Raw genomic sequence first — 18377 nt, 5'->3', positions numbered from 1 at the left:
CACGACAACCGTCGCCGAGCTCGGCGCGTCAGTGGCGGACCTCGCGCGTGGAGCGGCGGGTGGTGAGCAGGAGTGCGATGTCGTCGGGGCGCTCGGTGGCCTGCCGGGCCTCCTCGGTCAGCAGGTCCGCGGTGCCGGACAGGGAGGAGGCGCCGGGCCGGGCGTGCGGGGTGCCCGCGCGGGACAGCGTCGCGCGGATCTTCTCGATCCCGTCGTCGATGTCGGCCCCGGGGCGCTCGACCAGACCGTCCGTATAGAGGGCCAGCACGGCGTCGGGCTCCAGCATCAGGTCCGTCACCGGGTAGCGGGCCCGCGGAGCCACGCCGAGCACCACGCCACCAGGCAGGTCGAGGAGCTCGGTGCGGCCGTCGGGGTGGCGCAGCAGGGGCTGCGGGTGACCGGCGCGGGCAGCCCGGGCGACTCCGGTCACCGGGTCCAGCCGCACGTAGCAGCAACTGGCGAACTGGCCCGGGTCGAGGTCGATGAGCAGCCGGTTGGTATGGCTCATCACCTCGTCCGGAGGGTGGTCGCTGAGCGCGAACGCCCGCACCGCGCTGCGTAGTTGGCCCATGGTGGCCGCCGCCTGGACGCCATGGCCCTGGACGTCGCCGATGACCAGGGCCAGCGCGTCACCGGCCTCCACGACGTCGTACCAGTCGCCGCCCACGTCCATCCCCTTGGTGCCGGACAGATAGCGCCCGGCCGTCTCCACCTGCGGGTGCGACGAGAGCCGGTGCGGGAGCAGCGCCTCCTGGAGGCCACGGGCGAGGGCGGCCTCGGAGTCGTAGCGCCGCGCTCTCTCCAGGGCCTGCGCGATGAGTCCGGTGAGCGCCGTCAGCACGGAACGTTCCTCCGTGCTGAAGTCGCGCGGACGGTCGAAGCCGAGGATGCAGGAGCCGACCGGCCGCCCCGAGGCGATCAGCGGCAGGAAGGCCCGGGCGCCCTCCTTCGCGTCCAGTGGGATGCCGGGGTAGGCGGCGGCCAGTTGGGGCATCGACTCGAAGAACAGTGGGCGGCCGGTGGTGAGCGTCTCCACTCCGGGCAGCTTGGCGTCCAGACCCACCCCGTCGAACGGCGCGAGGAACCCCTGCGGGAAGCCGGTCTCCCAGGCCAGGTACAGGCGCCGGTCCTGCAACAGGTAGATGGCCAGGCGCCGTCCGCCGAACGCGGGCAGCAGCTCCCGCATCACGGTCTCGGACACCTGCCGGGCCGTCACGGCCTCGGTCAGGGCCATGGCCAGGACGACGGGCCGGTACAGCGCCGTCGTGGTGATGCCGGTCGCGGGCTCGGCGATGCCGGACCCGTTCGCCACGGGCCGGCCGTGGAGCGGTGCGGCCTCGGGGGCCTCCGTGGTGTCCGCGACCCGCCCCATCGGGATCAGCTTGCAGGTCAGACTGCCGGGGCCGGGATACACGGACATCGTCAGCCAGGTGTCGCCGTGGGCCGCCGCGGCCGTCCGGCGGCCCACGCTCGGGCGGGCGACCTGGAAGTGCACCGGCTCCGGTGACAGCAGCGCGCCGCGCAGATGATCCTCGTAGGACGGCTGGTTCAGCCAGGGCACGGCCTGCCACAGCGGTCGCCCCAGCAGTTCCGGCCGAGGCCGGCCGAGGAGCTCGGCGGCGCGCGGATTGACGTAGGTGATCAGCCCGAGCCGGTCCAGTGCGAACACGCCCTCGGGGAGCAGGTCCGCGGCACCGTCCGCTGCCGAGCCCGGGCCCGGATCGACCACCGCTCCGCCGACCGCGTACGGCGCCACGAGCGCGTTGCCCGAGGTCCACAACTCCAGCAGCCGCAGCCCGCCGTTGACCGTGTGCACGGGCAGCGGGTGGGCCGGGGGACGCCCCGCCGCGGTCTCGTGCAGCGCGGCCAGCAGCACATGCGGATCGTCGAGGGCCAGTGTGTGGGTGAGTGCCTGTGGCGTCCCGGGAAAGGCACCGGCGCCGGTGCCGAGCAGGGCCCACAGGGCGTCGTCCCCGGTGACCTCGTCCGTGACCGGGTCCCAGGTGAACCGCCCGACATAGCGACGCGGCAGACGCTCGGCGGGCGGCCGTACGCACATCGGCTCCTCGTCCCAGAAGACCTCGGCGCCGTCCTTCTCCAGGACCGACAGAGCCGTCCCCAGGTTCTCCGCCACCGCCGTCATCCGGTCACGGTCCGGCAGTACGTCGGTGGCGTCCGAGGCCGAGGGACGCAGCACCGTCAGGACCCCGAAGGACGAGGAGGCGTTCACGACGGGGACGTACAGCGAACCGAACTGGAACGGCAGCCCCGCCGCGAGCTGCGGATAGCGGCGCATCGTCTCGGTGGCGTCGGTGAGCAGCACCTCCGTGCCCGTCCGATGGGAGTCGGCGGCCGGGAACGGCCGGTCCAGGGGCATGCGCCACCAGAAACGGAACAACTGTCCCGGCAACCCGGCCAGCACGGCCAGCCGCAGCAGTTCGGGGGAGCTGGAGCGCAGGTACACACCCCCCGCGAAGCCACGGGCCGCCCGGATCGCGTCCGCAACGGACCCGCTGAGCAGGGCGGCCAGGCTCTTCAGCGCCTGGTCCTCACGCTCGGCGCTCCCAGTCATCGGTCTGCCCTCGTCCGCCCGCCGTCAGGGGGATTCCACAGCAAGAATGCGCCCTACGGGTACCCACCCGCACCTCGACGCCTCAGCCGTGATGGTCGCTTGGAGTTGCACTCGGCCGCATCCGGCCGTGTGCGGCCGTACTCAGCTTCGCCCAGCGCGAAGATACCGCGCCCGCGCCCTGTCCAGGAGCCCCGCGTAGATGTTGGTTCACAGCGCTTTTGGGCCTCGGCGTCCGTGAATCCCGGACATTTCGGTGCTCAACGTCTCAAGGTCTCCGCGGCGACGGCCGCCACGGCCTCGGCCACCGCCGCGAGGGCCGGGAAGTCGAGTTTCCACTGCTGCCAGAAGAGCGGTACGTCGACGGTCCGGTCCGGCGCGAGGCGGACCAGCCGCCCGGCCCGCAACAGCGGGTCGGCCTGCACCTCGGGCACCATGCCCCAGCCCAGTCCGGCGACGACGGCGTCCACGAACCCCTCAGAGGTGGGCATGAAGTGCCGCAGTGCGCTCGCTCCGGGACCGGCCCCAAGGCCCCGGACGAACTCGTCCTGGAGATCGTCGTTCCGGTCGAAGGCCACTACCGGAGCGTCGGCGATCAGCTCGTCCGGCGCCGCGTCCGTCCCCGCGCCGAGCCACCGCCCGGCGAAATCCGGCCCGGCCACCGCGAGGTAGCGCATGCGGCCCAGGGCGCGCACGGAACAGCCCGCCACCGGGTCCGGCCACGAGGTCACCGCCGCCATCACCACCCCCTCGCGCAGCAGGGCGGCCGTGTGGTCCTCGTCCTCACGGCGCAGTTCGAAACCGAGCCGCAGCTCGCCCGGTACGCGGGTGAGCGCGGGCAGGAACCAGGTCGCCAGCGAGTCGGCGTTCACCGCGATCGACAGCCGCGTCGGCTCCCCGGCCTCGCTCATGCCGAGCTCGGTACGGGCGTCGCGCTCCAGCCGGGCCAGCCGGCGCGCGAACCGCACGACGACCTCGCCGGACTCGGTCGGACGCACCGGCTTCGTCCGCATCAGCAGGACCCGGCCGGTGCGCTGTTCGAGTGCCTTGACGCGTTGGCTGACCGCCGAGGGCGTCACATGCAGGGCGGCGGCCGCCGCGTCGAAAGTGCCCTCGTCGACCACCGCGAGCAAGGTGCGTACCTGGTCGAGCGGGAGATCCGTCATCACGGTTGCTAATGATACGTAAGAATCTTTAGTTGTACTCTTGACGGCCGTGTTCCTAGCGTTTCTGGCATGAACAACGCCCTGACCGCCGCGGCCGCCGGGTTCGGCACCGGCCTCACCCTCATCGTCGCCATCGGCGCCCAGAACGCCTTCGTGCTGCGCCAGGGGATCCGCCGCGAGGCGGTCCTGGCGGTGGTGGGCATCTGCGCGGTGTCCGACGCGCTGCTCATCGCGCTGGGCGTCGGCGGGGTCGGCGCGGTGGTCGTGGCCCGGCCCGAGGCGCTCACGGTGGTCGGACTGATCGGCGGCGGATTCCTCCTCTGCTACGGAATCCTGGCCGCGCGGCGGGTGCTGCGGCCCTCGGCGCTGGAGGCTGCGGCCGGTGCGGCGGGCTCCCGGCGGCAGACCGTCCTCGCCTGTCTGGCGATGACCTGGCTCAACCCGCACGTCTATCTCGACACCGTGTTCCTGCTCGGCTCCCTCGCGGCCGACCGCGGGCCGCTGCGCTGGACCTTCGGGCTCGGGGCCGCCCTGGCCAGCCTGTGCTGGTTCGCCGCGCTGGGCTTCGGCGCCCGGCTGCTCGGCCGCTTCCTCGCCCGGCCGTCGTCCTGGCGGGTCCTGGACGGTGTGGTCGCCGCGACGATGATCACCATGGGCGCCCTGCTGATCGCCGACGCCTGAGACGGCGTACGCGATAGTGAACCCTGACAACTGAAAGATGTATCGAGCAGCCAGGACGGTCGTGGACACGAGCAGGAGCAGTACGGACGGGGCGGACGGCGGGACGCGCAGCGGGACCGACGGTGGGACGGACGGCGGGGCCGGGAGCGGTTCGGCGGCCGGATCCGCCGGACACGACGAGGCGGCGGGGGCGGACCGCACCGGCTGGCGTCGCTGGGCGATGGACACCCGCCCGCTGCGCCGCCCGGCCTACCGCAGGCTCTGGTCCTCCACCATCGTCACGGCGGTGGGCAGCCAGCTCACCGCCGTAGCCGTGCCCAAGCAGATCTACGACATCACCGGCTCCTCGGCCTGGGTCGGCTACGCGAGCCTGGCCGGACTGCTCCCGCTCGTGGTCTTCGCCCTGTGGGGCGGCGCGGTCGCCGACAGCATGGACCGGCGCAAGCTGCTCCTCATCACCAACACCGGCATAGCCGTCACCTCGGTGCTGTTCTGGATACAAGCCGTCGTCGGACTCGATTCGGTGCTCGTCCTCATGGCGCTGCTCGCTCTCCAGCAAGCCTTCTTCGGACTGAACTCCCCGGCCCGCAACGCCTCCATCGCCCGGCTCGTCCCCGAGGACGAACTGCCCGCGGCGAACGCACTCGGATCGACCGTCATGCAGACGGGCCTGGTGGCGGGACCACTGCTCGCGGGTGCCCTGATCCCCGTCATCGGCCTGGGTGAGCTCTATCTGATCGACGCCCTGGCGCTGTGCGTCACCGTGTGGGCCGTGATGCGGCTGCCCGCGCTGCCGCCCCTGACCGGCTCCGCGGCCAAACGGGCGGGCTGGCGCGAGGTCGCCGCCGGCTTCCGCTACATCGCGCTGCACAAGGTGCTGCTGCTGTCCTTCCTCGCCGACATCATCGCCATGGTCCTCGGTATGCCCCGGGCCCTGTTCCCGCAGCTCGCCGCCGAAACCTACGCGCCCTACGGGGAAGGGCTCGCGCTCGGCCTGCTGTTCGCGGCGATCCCGATCGGCGCGGTGATCGGCGGACTGATGTCGGGCACGTTCTCCCGGGCCCGTCGGCACGGGCTCATGGTGATCGCCGCGGTGATGGCCTGGGGAGCAGCGATCACCGGCTTCGGCCTGAGCACCAGCCTCTGGGTGGCCGTCGCGTTCCTTGCCGCCGCCGGGGTCGCCGACATGGTCTCCATGGTCTTCCGCGGCGCGATCCTGCTCTCGGCCGCCACGGACGAGATGCGCGGCCGGATGCAGGGCGTGTTCACCGTGGTGGTCGCGGGCGGCCCGCGGCTGGCCGACGTCCTGCACGGAACGGCCGGCTCCGTCCTGGGCGCCCGCGCCGCCGTCGCGGGCGGCGGACTGCTGGTGGTCGTCGCCATGGCGATCCTGGCCGTCGCGGCGCCGGCGCTGCGACGCTACTCGTGACCTTCCGTGCCGGGCGTCAGCTCTCCGAGGCCTGCGCCATCAGGGTCTGGAGGTGAAGTCCCCGGTGGACGTCGAGCTCGCCGGACACCCCGGTGCGTACGGCCGTGGCGAACTCCCGGCGCAGCACCGGCCAGGTTTCCTCGAGGTCGAGTTCGGCCGCGTCGTACACCAGCGGAGCCTGCGGACCGAAGAGTTCGATACGCGTGTTGCCGTGCTCGACGTGGACCGCTCCGGACAGTGAGGCCTGACTGACGACACCATTGGCGTGCTCGCAGGTCAGCTCGATCCAGCGGCGGGGGTCACCGGTGCCGCGGACCCGGACGATCGGTCCGACGGCGGCGTCCAGGAGATCCAGAAGATGGGGACCCAGGTCGAGCAGGGCGCCGTGCTCGAGCCGCCAGGTGGTGGCGAACTCGCCGCCCAGGAACGCCCCGTGCAGGAGACACGAACGGGCCCCGGTGATCTCCAGCTCCCGCGCTCTGTTCAGGAACTCCCGGGTGGCCGGGTGGTAGCGGTTGGTCAGAACGAGCTGGGAGACGACCCCGGCCTCGTCGACGGCGTCGGCGAGGCGCCGCGCCGACGCCAGATCCACACCGAGCGGTTTCTCCAGAAGCAGTGCCTTGCCCGCCTTCGCGGCCAGCGGAGCGAGTTCCGCCTGCACCGCGGGCGGAACGGCGAACGCGACCGCCTCGCAGCCGTCGAGCAGCTCCTCGAAACGTGTGACCGCCGCGGCCCCGTGGGGCTCGGCCGTCTCCCGGGCCGCCTCGGCGCGGCGCGCCCACACCGCGGTCAGCCGTGTCTCGGGCCCGGCGGCGAGCACGCGCGCGTGCACGGCGCGCGCCCAGGGCCCGGCACCGACCAGTCCGACCTTCACCGGGGGATGGGGCCACGGCAGCGCGGCATCGGTCTCGATCGCGGTCACGGAGGTCTCCTTCTCCTGACGCCCGGGGTGGGCTGGGGGAAACTCCATCACGGGGGCTGGTCTCTCTGCCAGGGGGTGCGGTGATCGGCTACGGTCGGCTCTTGACCGTCCCTTTCCCTCATTACCTCTGATACAGAGCTATTCCCGGAACGTGGAGTCGGAGAGTTTTCCGGAGGTACCGGAATGACCGTCCTCGTGACGACCACATCGCCGGAAGCGGCCTCGACGAACAGTCTGGAGACTTCAGCGAATTCTCGCGAGGAACCCCGGGCGTTTACGACTCCGTTGGGAAAAGGGCGAACCGCCTACCGCATGGATCGAGGCGACTCGCAAACATGCAGGTCGAGTGATCCACTTCTGGTGGGCTGGGAGGCTGCGGTGTCCGGCCTGTCCTTTTCCCAACGGAGTCGTTTACGCCCGGGAGGAATCGCATCCCGGTGGCTGCGGCGCGGAGCGCCGCAGCATGATTGTGTTTGCCCGGCCGTGGAGGCGGCCGGGTGTCTTCCCTGGTGGAGTCGGGTGGTGCGAATGAATGGCCGGTCGGTTCGCTCATTGTGGTGAACGGCCCCGAACGTGTGGTGGTGTCTCGTACGGGTGGCTACGATCGGTGATCGTGAAGCTGGTCGTGCAGGTCAGGCTGGAGCCGACGCCGAAACAGGCGGCGGCACTTGAGGCGACCCTGCGCGCCTGTAACGAGGCCGCCACCTGGGTGAGTGAGATCGCTTTCGAGCGTGGGGAGTTCAAGAACTTCGCCTTGCGCAAGCACACCTACGATGCGGTCAAATCCCGCTGGAATCTGGGTGCGCAGGCCGCACAGTACTCGATCAAGAAAGTGTGCGACGCCTACACCACGCTGAAGGCGAACTTGAAGGCCGGGAACCTCGGCAGGCCCGGCTCACGCCGTTACCGCAAGGCTACTGAGAAGCCGATCGATTTCCGCCCGCGGGGCGCGCAGCCCTACGACGACCGCATGCTGTCCTGGCAGACCGTCGAGCGCACGGTGTCCATCTGGACGGTCAGCGGCCGGGTCAAGAACGTGGCTTTCACCGCCTCGGTGGAGCAGCTGGCCACGCTGGCCCTGTACCGCAAGGGCGAGTCGGACCTGCTGGAGCGGGACGGCATGTGGTTTTTGAACGCGACGTGTGAGGTTCCTGAAGCGCCGCTCAATACCGGTCCGGTGGACTTCCTCGGCATCGACCTGGGGATCGTGAACATCGCCACCACCAGTGACGGCGAGGTCATGGCCGGACGCGAACTGAACCGCACCCGCCTGCGCGAGCGCGGCCTGCGCACCAAACTGCAGAAGAAGAAGACCCCATCCGCCAAACGCCGCCTGAGGAAACGGCGGCGCAAGGAGGCCCGGCGGGCGCGGGACATCAACCACAAGATCGCGAAGCGTGTGGTGGCTGAGGCTGAACGCACCGGTCGCGGGATCGCCCTGGAAATCCTGACGGGCATCCGTGAGCGGGTACGGCTTCGTAAGCCCCAACGGGCCACCCACTCCAGCTGGTCCTTCCGTCAGCTCGGGCAGTTCATCGCGTACAAGGCCCGCAAGGCCGGGGTACCGGTGGTGCACGTCGATCCGGCGTACACCTCACGCACCTGCGCCGAATGCGGGCACATCGACAAGGCGAACCGGGTCTCACAGGCCTGGTTCGCATGCCGGAACTGCGGATTCGTTGATCACGCGGACCGGAACAGCTCCCGCAACATCCGGGCACGCGCCTGGGAGTTGTGGCGATGCGGGGCCCCGTCAACGGCCCCTGCCCCACCTCGAACACCGCGGAGTGAGGCTGGACGCAAACGCAGCATCACCGCCAGTGATGCCCGTTGTGCAAGCCCGTCGCTTTAGCGACGGGTAGTTTGACCGATGTCCGAAGCACCCGTCGTACAGCGTCCCGTGTCGGCTGAGCGCATCCACCCGGTCGGCCTCGACCTGCTCGTCGTCGTCCCACATCGGGCCCGTACCGGCTGGCGGGTGCTGCCCGCCCGGGTCGGCGCGATGTGCGCGGTCGAACTGCAGAAGCTGCGCCACGACCGCACCGAGCTGTACACCAGGGCGGTCCAGCCGGCGCTCTGGCTGCTGATCTTCGGCGAGACCTTCACCCGGATCAGGGCGATACCCACCGGCGGCATCCCCTATCTCGACTATCTGGCGCCCGGCATCATCGCCCAGTCCGCGATGTTCATCGCCATCTTCTACGGCATCATGATCATCTGGGAGCGGGACGCCGGGATCCTCACCAAACTGCTCGTCACCCCGACCCCGCGCTCGGCGCTCATCACCGGCAAGGCCTTCGCCGCCGGGGTCAAGGCGCTGATCCAGGCAGTGGTGGTCGTCGTCATCGCGGCGCTGCTCGGGGTCGCGATGACCTGGAACCCGCTGCGTCTGCTGGGCGTGGCGGTGGCCGTCGTCCTGGGCTCCGCCTTCTTCTCCTGTCTCTCGATGACCATCGCGGGCATCGTGCTCACCCGGGACCGGCTGATGGGCATCGGCCAGGCGATTGCCTGCCCATAAGCTTTTTCCATGGACGCAGACGAGCAGCAGACAGACCGTCAGGCACTGGCGGACCGCAGCATCTCCCGGTTATCCCTCCCCCGACAGGCCCGCCGCAGCGCTGCTGACTGGAGCGGAGAGAAGGCCGCGATCTACTGCCGCATCTCGCATGCGGATGACGACGACCAAACGGGTGTTGACCGTCAGGAACGGATCTGCCGAGACACCGCCGAGCGCCTGAACCTTACGGTGCCGAACCCTCTGGTGTTCGTGGACAACAACCGGTCCGCGTGGAAGCGCAACCGCAAGCGCCCGGGGTGGGACGCGCTGCTCGAAGCCGTCAGCGACGGACAGGTACGGCACATCCTTACCTACCACCCGGACCGGCTCATGCGGCAGCCTCACGACCTCGAACAGCTCTTGCACATTGCCGACCAGCACGACATCACGTTGCACGGCCAGGCCAACCGGCGTGACCTCGCCGACCCTGACGACCGGTTCTTTCTCCGCATCGAGGTAGCGCACGCTTGCCGCTCCAGTGACGACACCTCACGGCGGTTGCGCGACGCCACGGTTGACCGAGCCCGGGATGGCCAGCCGCACGGCGGTAAGCGTCGCTACGGCTACGACAAAGCGGGAACGTTGATCATCGCGGCGGAGGCCGTCATCGTCCGAGAAGTCTTCACCCGCTACCTTGAGGGCGAGACCCCGACCGCCCTGGCCCGCGACCTCAACGAACGCAACGAGCGGACGGCCCTCGGACGCGAGTGGAACGCTGATAGCGTCCGAGCGCTTCTTGACAGTCACCATGTCGCAGGCATCCGTGTCTTCCGAGGTGAAGAAGTCGGCCGGGGTCAGTGGCCCGCGATCATCAACGAAGGTCTCTGGCAGGAGGTACGCGACCGGCGGACGTACCGGGCTCCGGCCGTCCCGAGCAGCCAGAAGGGGGACAACCGCTTCTACCTGCTGCGCGGCATCGTGATGTGCAAGCGGTGCGGCGTGCGCATGGCCGGGTCCCTGGACAAGTACCTGTGCGGACGCAGCCAGCGCGCGGACAGCAAGTTCTGTGGGCGCAGTGTCTCCGCGCCGACGTTGGAAGCGTTCGTGACAGACGCGGCAATCAATCTGTTGGAGCGCCTGGACGTGACCGGCAGCACCGAGCCGCCGAGCCTGACGGCAGCCGACCAGGCAGCCATTGAGGCTGACCAAGAGGAGCTTGCCGAGCTGAAAGACATGTGGGAAGCCGGAGAACTGAAAACGCGCGAGTATCGCGCCATGCGTAAGACGGTTGAGGACCGGATTGCTCAGGTCCGCCGTAAGTTGGTCGTCCGACCGGCGGTTGAGGTGCTTGAGGGTTTGGTGGGCTCCAACGCGCGGAGCAGCTGGGAGGAGCTGGAGGAGGGGAAGCAGTACGAGCGCATGAACGCCGTTCTCCGCTTCCTGTTCGGCGCAGTGATCATCAATGCCTCATCGACACGGGGCCGCAGCTTCGACTTTGGCCGCGTGGACATCGAAGCGAACGAGCTGTAGCGGATGAAGCGAAGGGGCCGCTGCCGGGCTCGGACCATCGGGGTCTCGTCGTCGAGCTGGAACTGCACGCGGAATCCAGGTAGTCATGGGGTGCCGGACCTGTAGTGATGGTGTGCCGCGCGCAGGGCGCGCAGCTGGTCCTCGAAGCTGAACGCGTCCACGGAACCGGCGTACGGCACCGGAAGCCAGACGGCTTCGCCGCTGCGCAGCTTGGCCACGACACGGAGGTTGTGGGTGCTGAGGCGGCGGTCGCCGGGTTGTACCCGCACGTCCTCGAAGCGGTCGATCTCGTCCCATTCCAGTCGGTGCCACCGCAGCACCGTGCGGTACCGCAGCCCGTCCTGGCCCGCCTCCAGGCGGCGCCCGAGGAATCCGAAAGTCGTCAGGGCCCCCACAGCGAGGACCGAGGACCAGCCCACCCACTGGTTGTGCCCCGGAACACCGAGACCGGCCGCGACCCCTGCCCCGATCGCGGCCACCGCGGCCAGCGCGGTCGCCCAGCGTGCGGACGTACCCATGATGCGGAAGGACAGCTCAGCATTGCTTGCCATCCTCGTGATCTTTCCATCCACCTGTCGCCCTGTGTAGATCCCGTCAGGCCGCAATTTGATGTCCATGCCCCCGAGGCTGCTATGTCGTGCCACCGCGTATGGGCCGAAACAGAGATCACGATCTACGGCTGGTACCAGTCCCTGGAACTTCGGACGTGGGTTGCAGAAGCCGAGCGAGACGCCGCGCCCCCTCAGGGCTGATCTTGGTTGGGAACTTGGCGCACACTCGCTCCAGATGCCGAGCACGATCCGCGTCACGATCACGCCGTACCGTCAGGTGATCATCTCCCTCCGGCCGGAGGTGATCACTTCTCGGGCGATCTCGCGGTTCGCGGCGATGTCTTCGGCGACGCCGGCGGCCAGGAGCGCGGCGCCGGGGGTGTGGCCGGAGCCCATGTAACGCCAGTGCCTATGTGTCACCGTGTCGGGAAGGTCGACGTGACCGGCGTGGTGGGCGCGATGCGCGCAGTGCCGCGTATGTCGTCGAGTAGGCACGGGATTTGGTGAGGATGTGGCCCCGGTATCCGAGCGTGTGAGTCCAGTCCCGGAGACGTAGGGGTGCGTACTCGGGAAGGTCGCCGAGGTGCCAGCAGGTACGCATGAGGGTGCGGACGTGGGCGCTCACCGGGGCTGTGTCGATGTCGTCCCAGGCGGTGACCCTGTGGTCGATGCCGGCGCCTGTCTCGCTGGCTCCCTTCGTGACGTACTTTGCGACGTACGCGGCGACGGCGTCATCATCCGGTCCGTCGCCGTCGGCGCGCAGAGGGCGAGCGTCGATCTGGGCGCCCCAGCGAAGGGCGAGTTCGCCGACGGCCGGGGTGTAGGGGGTGCGGACCAGCCGCACCGGCCCACTACTTTTCAGCGCTGGCCTGTAGGGGGCCGTTCACCTGCGTTCATGTGTGGCTGCAGACCGTGTTGGGCGCTGTAGTTCCGAGTCCCGCCTGAGCGGCCGTGAACGGCGCGGAATGAGACGGAAACTGAGACGGCCTTGGCCGGGGCACCGTAGCTCCCTCTACGAGACGAGATCGTCGCAGTACTCGGCGAGCAGAGCGATGGTGCCGGCGCTCGCTGGGGTGGCGACGGCGTCCAACTGCTCTTTGAATGTGGCTATGTCATCGGCTAGAGCCAAGTCCGCTGCATCTGCTGCGCTCTCCGCTTCCGTCTGCGCTCTCAAGCCACCGTTGCGGTCCAACTCCTTGGCCGCCTGGCACGCGGTCTCTCTGTTCGGTTTGCCGCTGCTGCCGGTCTCAAGCTCGCATACGGCTTTGGAGACGCTGTCCAGGCCTTGAGCCTGCTTCACGATCTTTGCCGCTGCGGTCAGGGCTTCGTCGCTCACGGACACGGCGGTCACCAAGAGCTCACCAGACTTGGACAACGCTTCGTCGGCCTGGGCAGATGCCTCGCACGCTGGGATGGTGGGGGACGCGGGCGCGGCGCTGCTGGCCGACGCCGCAGTGGTCTCGGCAGACGATGTCTGGGATGCGGGCGCGGGTGAGCAGCCCGTAGTGCAGATGCCTGCCACCAGCACGACTATGGTGAAGCGATGCATGGCTCACTCCCCGGAGCAGATGTGGAAGTCGGCTGAGCATATGGCCTGCGTGGGCCCGCCGCTGCCCTCTTCTGCACTGCTGACGCCTCGGCCATCCAGGAGATCCGTCGGCACTACCCGGACGCCACCGCAACTCCTGAGGATGTTCCTCAGAAGTTGCGGCGGCGGACCAATCAACGGGACCTGCGATCCCGGCTCTTGCTAGCGCCGGAGGAAGTCAGGAACTCCGTGATGCCCTCTTCGTCCCGAAGCAACTTGGGTGAGCGCTTCACCTTAGGTCGGAGTGCCTCGCACCTGCGGCGATGGTCCGCACGTCAGTGCCGTACCGCGAGCATCCGCTCCGGGAGGTTGGCACTTGAAGAGCCAGTCACCGCAGAGCAGCGATGACAGCTCCGATCCCGGTGAGCAGGGTGCCTACCCCTACCAAGATCGCTTCGATGGTGCGGGAGTTGACGCCTATAAGGGCTGTCCCGTAAGTGATCTCGAGTAGCCTTGGGCATGAGTGGAGTGCCGTACGGCTTGGTCTCTATCCGGCGAGGGCGAGGTTGTGCATCCTGGCGATGCCGAGCATGGCGTGGTGGACGCCGTCGCCTTTGAGACGGCAGTCGCGGAGGATCTTCCAGGTCTTCATGCGGGCGAAGACGTGCTCGACGCGGGCGCGGACCTGCTTGTGGGATTTGTTGTGTGCCTGTTTCCAGTCGGGCAGCTCCTCGCCTTTGCGGCGCCGGTGGGGCATCACGAGCCCGGTGCCTGGATAGCCGCCATCGGCGATGGTCACGGTCTTGCCAACGGCGCCCTTCGCGCCGGATTCCGCCCACGCCCTGCAGTCGTTGCGGTTGCCGGGCAGCGGCCGGCCAACCACGACGACGAGCCGGGTGTCGGCGTCGATGACGACCTGATGGTTGGTCGAGTAACGGTAGTTCTTCGACTGCTCGGCCACTGCGTGGTCGCGGGTGGGCACAAGGGTGCCGTCCGCGATGAGCACGGTGTCTTTCGCGAACCGCTTGCGCGGCCGGAGCGCGAGCTTGGGACCGAGGTGATTGATGATCCGGTCGGCAGCGGACTTGGAGACACCGAAGAGCGGAGCGATCTGTCGCAGCGTCAAATTCGTACGCCAGTAAGCTGCGACGAGAAGCACCCGATCCTCCAAGGACAGGCTCCACGGCCGCCCGCGGCGTGCCTCGCCCGGGATTTCGCGGCGCACGACGGTCATCAACTTGCCGAAGGAGCGCGGGCTCAGCCCGGTGAACGGGGCTATCCAGGACGGTTCCGCCGCCGTGATCACACTAGCCATTCCAAGATCATCTCATCGTAACCACCGTGCCTGTCCGCGCATCGAGCCAGACTTGACGCATGGAGACAAACGCCCCGTGGTCACTGGCAGTTGCATGGGACTGGATGGAGGAGTCCGCGCGGTCCGCCGACGCCACGGTGCGCGGAACCGACTCGTGGGTTCCCCCTGTTGCAGAGGAGTTGGTGCTGGCCGCCAGGGCGAGCGTGTTGAGCCAGTGGTATCCGTTCACCAGCCACAACTATCTTCGGTTCGTGGACGGACCCGCGTTCTGGATGCCTGGCGCACAAGACGACGGGAACGAGCTGGCGGGGTCCATCTCCTTCGACACCGGCGGGCCGGAGAACCGTCCCGCCTTCCGGGTCTGGAGCGGCCTCCTTCTCCGGAAGCCCGACCCCGTACTCATACTCGCAACTCCGAATGCTGTCGAGGCCGTAGACGCACTGGTAGGGCTACTACCAGCTCACGGCGCGGAGAGCCGACCGTAGCAGCGCCGTATCGCACAGCAATTTCGGGACAGCCTTTTAGGCGTTGGTCATTAGGCTCAGGCTCGGTAGGGGTGTCAGGCATTGCCGCAAAGGCTCCTTACTGTCGGCTGCCCACTTGGGCTCAGGTCGACCGCGCCCCGCCCCCTGAGTCTTGTCCGGACTGGGGGCGGGGCGCGTACGGCGACCGAAAGTAGCAGCGAGTCACGGCCGGACGCGGACTCCGCACGCCGGATTCAGATTTTGTCTCGGCTCATTTGGTGAGCCCTGAGAGACAAAGCAATTTGAAAAACCCAAGCTAACGTGAAGCGAGCTGAGCTGGGCATATGCTGATGGCATATGCCAGAAGCGTCCAGAAGTAGTAGCTCGGCATATGTCACAGCAGCACGCTTCGGCAGGACGATCTATACAAAACGCTTAAATCAACCTTCCGTAAGGCATTAAATTTTGGCCGAAAAGTGCCCCGTATGGCTGGACAAGTTAAAGCCAGGTGGAACGGAGTCGGCGCTCCCGCTTCTCGGTGCGCGCCCACAATCTGGGCGGCAAGCACCTCGGGGCAGCGGCCTTTTGGGCGCCCTATGGCAATGTCCATGCCATGGCAGTCCAGGCCCCTGTCCGTCGGCTCCCGCCGCCGGCAGTCTCCGTCGGGTCGCCAGGTGAGTGCTGCTTTGTAAGGGCGGATGTGATCGGTGGCAGGGACGCCCAGGTCAGTCCCGCTGCGGCGGCTGCCCAGGTCATCGGTGCATCTGGACTGCGGCGAGCCGTCGTTGACCGTGGTTGACCGCACGATGTGGCACGGCTGTGGCACGCCTCTGCCAGACTGCCTGCTACTGGGCCCTGTGCGCAGTCCAAGGGTGCGATCACTCTGTCGTCCAGGAGTCGGAATTGCAGATTATGGGACTGATCGTCTCGGCTATCGCTCTACTCGTGAGCGGTGTCGCCGTTCGCTACACGACGCGGACAGACAAGAGGGACGTGTTCTTGAGGCTACACGAGACACTTATTTCTCCAGAATTGCAGAGAGGGAGAAAGGTGTTGTTCGATCTCTATCGTCGGCAGGGTGTAGTTGAGGATCTCAATCAGGAAGACTATGAACTCGCCAATCGAGCCCTGGCAGCTCTAGACGTTGCCGCATATTACTGCGGGAAGAAGTACGTGAGTGAGCAAGATTTCTTGGATCTCTGGGCTCCGGCTCTAGGTCGGTTGAAGTACGCCGCCGCACCCTTTATTGAACATCGAGACAGGATGTTTCCAGGAATCCCTGTTTGGCCTCACTACAGGCGACTGATAAAACAAGCGGAGTTGCGTCTTGCATCCTCAGGTGTGGCCGCATCCGTCCTCTCTGATCGAAACCTGTAGCGGCAGCTTTTCATGAGGTCGGCGGAGTCTCACCGGCCCAGTCAAGCGCGCCGCCCGAGTTCTGGAGCCCCAGCTTGGAAGATCGCGTATGCGGATGTGCGGTGACCTGGTGAGACGCTGACCTGCGCGTTTCCAAACAGGCTGCCGTAACTCCCCGCTGTTCCCCGTGCGGTCCCCCTCATCGGGCACGCAAGGGGCACGTGTGGCTCTCTGCCGCGTTCTCAGCCCTCCAGGCGCTCTCACACCCTTGTGGGAGCCCTGCTCGGCTTCATATACCTTGTGAACCGGGATTGACCCAGGCCATCACGATGCCGCTGTTCTTCGGCTCCAACGCTCTCTACCCGGTCGCGGTCATGCCCGGCTGGCTCCAGGCCATCAGCAAGGTCAACCCGTTGAGCTATCAAGTGGACGCGCTGCGCGGCCTGTTGCTCGGCGCACATGCCCACCTGGCCCTCGACTACGGGGTGCTCGCCCTGGCCGCCGCCCTCGGCATCCTGTCCGCCTCGTCCCTGCTGGGCCGCCTGGCCCGCTGATCCGGGCGTGGCCTCGTACTTTCTGCCGGGTCCCTCCTGTACGACGGTGCGTGTGCACCGCCCCCCGCCGCGACTTGACCAGATGATGAGGGTCACCGGCCCGCGGGGCTCATAGGCTGTGCGTCATTGATCACTTGATCCCCTGATCACCTGATTGCCGTCGCACCGGAGGAGCCAACGTGACGCCACGTCCGCATCTGACCACCAGACGCACAACTGTCCTTCGAAGGGAGGCAGTTGTGGCCGCGGTTCCCCTCGCCGTCGCGGCCCTGCTCGTCGCGGCGGGCCCGGCGGCGGCCGGTACGGTGGGCTCGTCCGGCGCGGGGGACGCGTACTTCCCGCTCTCGGGCAACGGCGGCTACGACGTCCGGCACTACGACCTGACCCTCGGCTACGACCCCCAGAGCCGCCATCTCGACGGCAAGGCGGTCATCACCGCCCGGGCCACCCAGCGACTGACCCGCTTCGACCTCGACCTCAAAGGGCTGAAGGTCACCGGCGTCACCGTCGACCACGCCAAGGCGTCCTACCGGCGTGACGGCCAGGAACTGGTGGTCACCCCCCGCCACGCCCTCCGGCGGAACCAGGATTTCCGAGTCACCGTCACCTACTCGGGCACGCCCAAGCCGGCCACCGACCCGGACGGTTCCTCGGACGGGTGGATCCCCACCGACGACGGCGCGTTCGTGGCCGGCGAACCGCAGGGCGCCATGACGTGGTTCCCCGCCAACAGCCACCCCAAGGACAAGGCCTCCTACGACTTCACCATCACCGTCCCCAAGGGACACACCGCCGTGGCCAACGGAATCCTCCGCGGACAGTCGACCAGCCACGGCCGTACGACGTTCCGCTGGCGGCAGTCCGAGCCGATGGCGGCCTACCTCGCCACGGCGACGGTCGGGAAGTTCAAGGTCGAGCAGTACACCACTCGCGACGGACTCAAGGTCTACAACGCCGTCGACCCCCGTGAGGCGACCGCAGCGGCGCCCGTGCTGAAGAAGCTGCCGTCCGTGCTGGCGTGGGAGAGCGGTGTCTTCGGGCCCTACCCCTTCCGGGCCGCCGGGGCCATCGTCGACCGGGCTCCGCAGGTCGGATACGCGCTGGAGACCCAGACGCGTCCCGTGTACGACTCCGCGCCCGACCTGAGCACCCTCGTCCACGAAAGCGCGCACCAGTGGTTCGGGGACTCCGTCAGCCTCACCGCGTGGAAGGACATCTGGCTCAACGAGGGCTTCGCGACGTATGCCGAGTGGCTGTACGCCGAGCAGCACGGTGGGAAGACGGCTCAGCAGACGTTCGACTCCCTGTACGCCAGTCCTGCCGGCAGCGGTCTGTGGGCGTTTCCGCCGGCGGATCCCGGGAGTGGGGCGCACATCTTCGACACGCCCGTGTACGCGCGGGGTGCGATGGCTCTGCAGAAGCTGCGTACGGCTGTGGGGGACGGGGTGTTCTTCCGCATCCTGCGGACCTGGGCCACGGAGCACCGTGGCGGACATGGCACCACCGCCCAGTTCATTCGCCTCTCCGAGCGGTTGTCCGGGAAGGACCTCGGCGGGCTGTTCCACATATGGATCGGCACGGCGGGCAAGCCGACCTCTCCCTGACCGGCTCCTTCGCCCCCGCCGCCCCTGGCGCGGGGGCGAGAACGGTCAGGCGGGGCGCAGCCAGAGGGTGGCCAGGGGAGGGAGCGTCAGACGCAGGCCGCCGTCGTGGGCCCGGAGGTGGGGGTTGTGGATGTTGCTGCCGCCGTAGCGGGCGGCGTCGGTGTTGAGGACTTCGTGCCAGGCGGGGATGGATTCGGGGATGCCGAGGCGG

16 protein-coding genes and 2 pseudogenes are annotated in these 18377 nt (G+C 68.2%); 9 read left to right on the top strand and 9 right to left on the bottom strand.

The features are described 5' to 3' along the window. Positions 1-28 precede the first annotated feature (28 nt). Together ACZ7M2_RS38480 and ACZ7M2_RS38475 are read right to left on the bottom strand one after the other, a co-directional pair. The gene (locus ACZ7M2_RS38480; RefSeq protein WP_471599225.1) at positions 29-2572 is read right to left on the bottom strand and encodes a SpoIIE family protein phosphatase; all 2544 of its coding nucleotides are present in this window, start codon (positions 2570-2572) and stop codon (positions 29-31) included. Between the two features lie 257 nt (positions 2573-2829). Then, positions 2830-3738, bottom strand: coding sequence for a LysR family transcriptional regulator ArgP (locus ACZ7M2_RS38475; RefSeq protein ID WP_471599224.1), 909 nt, complete (start codon positions 3736-3738; stop codon positions 2830-2832). A gap of 66 nt (positions 3739-3804) precedes the next feature. Between ACZ7M2_RS38475 and ACZ7M2_RS38470 the strand changes: the two genes are divergently transcribed. Next, positions 3805-4416 (top strand): LysE/ArgO family amino acid transporter, encoded by a 612-nt coding sequence (locus ACZ7M2_RS38470; RefSeq protein ID WP_352052297.1) that lies wholly within the window; start codon positions 3805-3807, stop codon positions 4414-4416. 61 nt (positions 4417-4477) lie between these two features. Then, complete coding sequence (locus ACZ7M2_RS38465; protein WP_471599223.1) at positions 4478-5845, top strand: MFS transporter; 1368 nt, start codon at positions 4478-4480, stop codon at positions 5843-5845. Between the two features lie 16 nt (positions 5846-5861). Here the strand turns inward: ACZ7M2_RS38465 and ACZ7M2_RS38460 are convergent, their stop codons facing one another. Then, positions 5862-6767 carry a Gfo/Idh/MocA family protein gene (locus ACZ7M2_RS38460; RefSeq protein WP_471599222.1) on the bottom strand — a complete coding sequence of 302 codons (906 nt, stop codon included), beginning with the start codon at positions 6765-6767 and terminating at the stop codon, positions 5862-5864. Between the two features lie 613 nt (positions 6768-7380). Between ACZ7M2_RS38460 and ACZ7M2_RS38455 the strand changes: the two genes are divergently transcribed. The 3 genes and pseudogenes from ACZ7M2_RS38455 to ACZ7M2_RS38445 all read left to right on the top strand — a co-directional run bounded on the left by ACZ7M2_RS38455 (position 7381) and on the right by ACZ7M2_RS38445 (position 10794). Beyond that, the gene (locus tag ACZ7M2_RS38455) at positions 7381-8619 is read left to right on the top strand and encodes an RNA-guided endonuclease InsQ/TnpB family protein (RefSeq protein ID WP_471599221.1); all 1239 of its coding nucleotides are present in this window, start codon (positions 7381-7383) and stop codon (positions 8617-8619) included. 18 nt (positions 8620-8637) lie between these two features. Beyond that, positions 8638-9282, top strand: a pseudogene (locus ACZ7M2_RS38450) (ABC transporter permease); the annotation flags it as partial. A 12-nt stretch (positions 9283-9294) separates the two neighbouring features. Then, the gene (locus ACZ7M2_RS38445; RefSeq protein WP_471599220.1) at positions 9295-10794 is read left to right on the top strand and encodes a recombinase family protein; all 1500 of its coding nucleotides are present in this window, start codon (positions 9295-9297) and stop codon (positions 10792-10794) included. A gap of 83 nt (positions 10795-10877) precedes the next feature. Here ACZ7M2_RS38445 and ACZ7M2_RS38440 read toward each other — a convergent pair whose 3' ends face one another. From ACZ7M2_RS38440 to ACZ7M2_RS38420, 5 genes are all read right to left on the bottom strand, one after another. Further along, a complete protein-coding gene (locus ACZ7M2_RS38440; protein ID WP_471599219.1) occupies positions 10878-11345 on the bottom strand; it encodes a PH domain-containing protein in 468 nt (155 codons plus the stop codon). 273 nt (positions 11346-11618) lie between these two features. Further along, positions 11619-11765: a hypothetical protein gene (locus tag ACZ7M2_RS38435; protein WP_471599218.1), complete on the bottom strand. Its 147-nt coding sequence runs from the start codon at positions 11763-11765 to the stop codon at positions 11619-11621. Continuing rightward, entirely contained in the window at positions 11755-12189 is a 435-nt protein-coding gene (locus ACZ7M2_RS38430) for a replication initiator (protein WP_471599217.1), read from the bottom strand. Before ACZ7M2_RS38430 ends, ACZ7M2_RS38435 begins: the two co-directional genes overlap by 11 nt. Positions 12190-12357: 168 nt before the next feature. Then, positions 12358-12894, bottom strand: a complete 537-nt coding sequence (locus ACZ7M2_RS38425; protein WP_471599216.1) for a hypothetical protein — start codon at positions 12892-12894, stop codon at positions 12358-12360. A gap of 526 nt (positions 12895-13420) precedes the next feature. Continuing rightward, positions 13421-14188 (bottom strand): transposase, encoded by a 768-nt coding sequence (locus ACZ7M2_RS38420; RefSeq protein WP_471599215.1) that lies wholly within the window; start codon positions 14186-14188, stop codon positions 13421-13423. A gap of 59 nt (positions 14189-14247) precedes the next feature. On the opposite strand from ACZ7M2_RS38420, the gene ACZ7M2_RS38415 reads away from it, so the two are divergent. From ACZ7M2_RS38415 to ACZ7M2_RS38400, 4 genes and pseudogenes are all read left to right on the top strand, one after another. Then, positions 14248-14673 (top strand): hypothetical protein, encoded by a 426-nt coding sequence (locus ACZ7M2_RS38415; RefSeq protein ID WP_471599214.1) that lies wholly within the window; start codon positions 14248-14250, stop codon positions 14671-14673. A gap of 924 nt (positions 14674-15597) precedes the next feature. Further along, positions 15598-16029, top strand: a complete 432-nt coding sequence (locus ACZ7M2_RS38410; protein WP_471599213.1) for a hypothetical protein — start codon at positions 15598-15600, stop codon at positions 16027-16029. A gap of 287 nt (positions 16030-16316) precedes the next feature. Further along, positions 16317-16562, top strand: a pseudogene (locus ACZ7M2_RS38405) (ABC transporter permease); the annotation flags it as partial. 239 nt (positions 16563-16801) lie between these two features. Further along, positions 16802-18166 carry a M1 family metallopeptidase gene (locus tag ACZ7M2_RS38400; RefSeq protein ID WP_471599212.1) on the top strand — a complete coding sequence of 455 codons (1365 nt, stop codon included), beginning with the start codon at positions 16802-16804 and terminating at the stop codon, positions 18164-18166. A gap of 45 nt (positions 18167-18211) precedes the next feature. On the opposite strand, the gene ACZ7M2_RS38395 is transcribed toward ACZ7M2_RS38400, so the two are convergent. Further along, the coding region (locus tag ACZ7M2_RS38395) for an alpha amylase C-terminal domain-containing protein (protein WP_471599401.1) at positions 18212-18377 on the bottom strand (166 nt) is incomplete at its 5' end.

The sequence above is a fragment of the Streptomyces sp. NPDC111507 genome (assembly GCF_055638955.1).
Note: the sequence above shows the minus strand (reverse complement) of the source record. Positions and strands in the feature narration are given on the sequence as shown.

Excerpts from the sequence above, each read along its gene's own strand:
- ACZ7M2_RS38480 (WP_471599225.1), bottom strand. The coding sequence starts at position 2,572 with ATGACTGGGAGCGCCGAGCGTGAGGACCAGGCGCTGAAGAGCCTGGCC.
- ACZ7M2_RS38470 (WP_352052297.1), top strand. The coding sequence starts at position 3,805 with ATGAACAACGCCCTGACCGCCGCGGCCGCCGGGTTCGGCACCGGCCTC.
- ACZ7M2_RS38445 (WP_471599220.1), top strand. The coding sequence starts at position 9,295 with ATGGACGCAGACGAGCAGCAGACAGACCGTCAGGCACTGGCGGACCGC.
- ACZ7M2_RS38440 (WP_471599219.1), bottom strand. The coding sequence starts at position 11,345 with ATGGCAAGCAATGCTGAGCTGTCCTTCCGCATCATGGGTACGTCCGCA.
- ACZ7M2_RS38425 (WP_471599216.1), bottom strand. The coding sequence starts at position 12,894 with ATGCATCGCTTCACCATAGTCGTGCTGGTGGCAGGCATCTGCACTACG.
- ACZ7M2_RS38420 (WP_471599215.1), bottom strand. The coding sequence starts at position 14,188 with ATGGCTAGTGTGATCACGGCGGCGGAACCGTCCTGGATAGCCCCGTTC.
- ACZ7M2_RS38415 (WP_471599214.1), top strand. The coding sequence starts at position 14,248 with ATGGAGACAAACGCCCCGTGGTCACTGGCAGTTGCATGGGACTGGATG.